The following is a 3908-nucleotide window of genomic DNA, read 5'->3' on the forward strand; positions in this document are numbered from 1 at the left end:
ACTCCGCCAAATAGGCGGAAATCGGGCAGCAAACAGGCAGATAAACCGGAAAAATCGACTGAAATCCCGGAGTTTGGGCCGGTATGGACCAGCACCGGGTCATGTACCCAAAATCAGCTCTTGTTCAGAGGTTCCCTAAGCAAATGTGCAAGAAAGTGCGGATTCACCGCTTCCAAAGGTCTAATAAAAAAGCATCCCGTTCCGCACACCCATCCTCTCTGGGTTTCACTAACAACAGCACAGCGACCAATTTCGCCCCGCCGAGCAATGACAACATCCCCAGCCTTTAGGATATAGCTTTGCAGTCTTTCCTTCGTCACGTTACCGACCATTTTTCTGCCATCTGGCACTATAACTTCACCGACAATGTTTATTGGATTAACTAGTGGAGCCCCCTCAGAAACATAATCCGACTTATGAAGCAAGGAGCCGAAAGGACCCGTTGAGATTGAATTGACAAACTTGGATAGAGATTGCTCTATCCACCCCTCACCTCGCTGGCTGAACACCGAATTCAAATAACTCTCAAACAACTCGCTGGCGTTAGCGAGGTTCTTTTCGGTATTGGCGACTGCCGTGTCAATTCCCGCGAAGGCTTCGTCGAGTATGGCGACGATGCGTTTTTGCTCGGGGAGGGGTGGAATGATCAGCTCGTGCCTTTTAATATCACTATCAATGACAGCGGGATAAGCGGCACCTCGCTGTAATGCAGCCATCGCGTCGGAGAAATCTGCTGTTAAAAGGCTATAAAAGAGAAACCTGGAAAGAATGCCAGGCTTGGGCCTTAGAACAAAATACCCTGTACTACAAACAGCACCATCTAGCGCACTTGGGACTTCTGCGATGCGGTTTAACGTCGGGCGTATAGTTGCAAATATGACATCCCCCATTCTCACGAGCCGACGAGCCCGACTGGGTGCATCGGCACCCTTGACCGATGAAGGCTCCACAATTTTGTGCGTGTCTCGTGAAACGGAAGAAACGTCAATGTAAGTGAAGCACTTATTCGGCTCTTTCCGAGGATCAATTGTCGTCAGCGGTTGCACGAGATCGGCAATTTTCTTACGCTCCCACCCCTCCCTCATAACATCCCCCGAATCCCTTCCAGGATTTCCTCGCTTTCCTTGTCCAGCGTCTCGATCTCGTTGATGATCACTTCGGGGTCGCGCAGCGGCTTGGCCTCGGCCTTGTTGGGGTTCTTCACCGAGAGATCGACGCTGTCGGGGTCGATGTCGCTCACATCCACCGTCCAGGAATTTTCCGAATCCTCGAAAGCAGCCTGGCGGGCAACGAAGTCGGCCAGGTCATTGTCGTTGAGCGGATTGGTCTTGCCCAGGCTCCTGCCCGGATCGAGCTGGTAGTACCAGATCTTGCGGGTGGGCGCGCCCTTCTCGAAGAATAGCACCACGGTCTTGACGCCGGCGCCGAGGAAGGTGCCGCCGGGGCAGTCGAGGATGGTGTGCAGCTTGCAGCTTTGCAGAAGCTCGCGGCGCAGGGCGCGGGAGGCATTGTCGCTGTTGGAGAGAAAGGTGTTCTTGATGACAATGGCGGCCCGCCCTCCGGCCTTGAGATACTTGATGAAGTGCTGCAGGAACAGGAAGGCGGTCTCGCCGGTCTTGATGGGGAAGTTCTGCTGCACCTCCTTGCGTTCCTTGCCGCCGAATGGCGGGTTGGCAAGGATCACATCGAAGCGGTCTTTTTCCTGAATGTCGGCAAGGTTCTCGGTCAGGCTGTTGGTGTGGACGATGTTGGGCGTCTCGATGCCGTGCAGGATCATGTTCATGATGCCGATCACATAGGGCAGGCTCTTCTTTTCCTTGGCGTAGAAGGTGCGCGTCTGCAAGGTGTCGAGATCTGCGGTGGAGAGGTGGCTGCCATCACCCTGGCCGTCGGCGCCATAACGCAGGTAGTCGTGGGCTTCGCACAGAAAACCTGCGGACCCGGCAGCGGCGTCATAGATGCGCTCGCCGATTTTCGGCTTGATCACCCGGATCATGGCGCGGATCAGCGGGCGCGGGGTGTAGTATTCGCCGCCATTGCGCCCGGCGTTGCCCATGTTGCGGATCTTGGCTTCGTAGAGATGCGAAAGCTCGTGCTTCTCGGCCTGGGAGCCGAAGCTCAGGCCGTCGATCAGCTCCAGCGCATCGCGCAGGCTGTAGCCGCTGGCAAATTTGTTGCGGATCTCGCTGAAGATCTCGCCGATACGGTATTCGAGGGTAGCAGTGCCGCTGGCGCGCTCGCGAAAACCCTGCAGATAGGGAAACAAGGTGCCATTGACGAAGGCGATCAGGTCGGCGCCGGTAAGCGCCCTGTCATGGTCAAATTCGCCGGCGGCGGTTTTGGGCGCGGCCCAGGCCGACCAGCGGTAAGGCACGTCGATGACGAAACTGTAGGGCTTGCCCATCAGCTCTGCCTCCTGAGCGCGCTCGTGTTCGAGATCGTCCAGGTACTTGAGAAACAGCATCCACGAAGTCTGCTCGGTGTAGTCCAGCTCGGTGGCGCAGCCGGCCTCTTTCCAGAGCACGTCGTCGATGTTGCGGAAGGTTTGCTCGAACATTCGGATTCCTGTGGGTTACGTTGATGCAGTTTCGTCGGGGCTGGGTGGTGTTGGGCTGGCACCCATGCTAACTGGCGGCCGCTGCGCAGCGGTGGATATCCGTGTTGAACTACTGGTTAGCCAACTCATCCACGATTTTTCGCAGAAATACCAATTTTGGAACCTTATTGTTCTGTTTATCATACCCAAATATGACAGTTACGCTTCCTTTGAATCTTCTTTGTTCAGCGATGATCTCTGGATTGATTGAGGGGTCTATTTGTAACCTGACCCTATTTTTTCCTAGCTCTGGGACTACGACAGCCCAACCACGTTTAGTGCTATCGAGATCAGTTGCCCTGATTTCTAGATCTATGGCAGGAAAATCCTCTACAAACTGCTCGTCTTCTGGCTCAGGAATGACTTGCGGCATAGCCTGAATAGAAGCAGGCGTGATCATTAATTCAGAGTTTCCGTTGAACGTGATACTTGCATCAGGATCTCGCTTTGCAGGTCGAACGACCTTGATGGCATTTCTCGCTAAAGTATCCTTATCTTTAACAGCTCCCTCGATCAACGCTTTAAACTCTAGAGCATCAAACTCTAACAAGCCAGCGCCAATATTTATAATCGTATTATTGTTCGCTTCGATCGTAGATTTTTGCTCTGGAGTCGCCTTTTTGTCTCTCAACATGAAATAGGTGGCGCCTGCAAAGACCATGGTGATGATAACTATTGATAGAAGCTTTGGGTTCCTCACCAAGTTATCCATTCCAACACGCTCTCTAATATTATTAATTAACTCATCAAGCTTCTGTTGACTTCCGAAAACAAACTTTACGATAAGATCTTCCCATATGCTGTCAGATTTAAGCTCGTTTATAAAAACATCAACGCTGCTTATCTTGGTTCCCGGAAAGAGCGCATCTAGAACATCTGGAGACTGGCGAATCACCGCCTCAAGCGCCAACAGAGACTCCGCAACGTCCCTAAGAGGGACCAGATTTTTGTTTGAATAATAAATCTGTTGATGTATTACAAGCTCCATCCTTACTCCCAGCAAAGGCTAACGGGGCGCGAGTTGTGTGGCACCCGCGCGCGGGTGGATCGGACGGCTAGCCGGGGGAGGCACCCCAAGCGGGCGCAGCCGCGAACGCAGTGAGCAGTGTCCGCTCGAATGAGAGTTGGCCGGCGCGCGCCGGTCCCGGACGTGAGGTCAACTCGCGCCCTGCTAGCCTTGCGCTCACGCACTCTATTCACGGCAGCCGTATAATGCGCCAAACTGTTATATTTCATTACAGCCCATGATATTGTTTTGGCGCATAGTACAGCTGTTTCCCGCAGGCGCTAGCGCAGGGTAACGTAGAGCTAA

General features: G+C 53.4%; 3 protein-coding genes. All 3 read right to left on the reverse strand.

Features of this window, described 5'->3' with window-relative positions; translation table 11 throughout:
* Positions 1-113: 113 nt before the first annotated feature.
* The 3 genes from WOB96_RS14360 to WOB96_RS14370 all read right to left on the reverse strand — a co-directional run bounded on the left by WOB96_RS14360 (position 114) and on the right by WOB96_RS14370 (position 3584).
* Positions 114-1085, reverse strand: a complete 972-nt coding sequence (locus tag WOB96_RS14360; protein WP_341371989.1) for a restriction endonuclease subunit S — start codon at positions 1083-1085, stop codon at positions 114-116.
* Entirely contained in the window at positions 1082-2557 is a 1476-nt protein-coding gene (locus WOB96_RS14365; protein WP_341371990.1) for a class I SAM-dependent DNA methyltransferase, read from the reverse strand. Before WOB96_RS14365 ends, WOB96_RS14360 begins: the two co-directional genes overlap by 4 nt.
* Positions 2558-2666: 109 nt before the next feature.
* Positions 2667-3584, reverse strand: a complete 918-nt coding sequence (locus WOB96_RS14370) for a hypothetical protein (RefSeq protein WP_341371991.1) — start codon at positions 3582-3584, stop codon at positions 2667-2669.
* Positions 3585-3908: the final 324 nt, after the last annotated feature.

The organism is Thermithiobacillus plumbiphilus (assembly GCF_038070005.1).
Taxonomy (GTDB): Bacteria; Pseudomonadota; Gammaproteobacteria; order Acidithiobacillales; family Thermithiobacillaceae; genus JBBPCO01.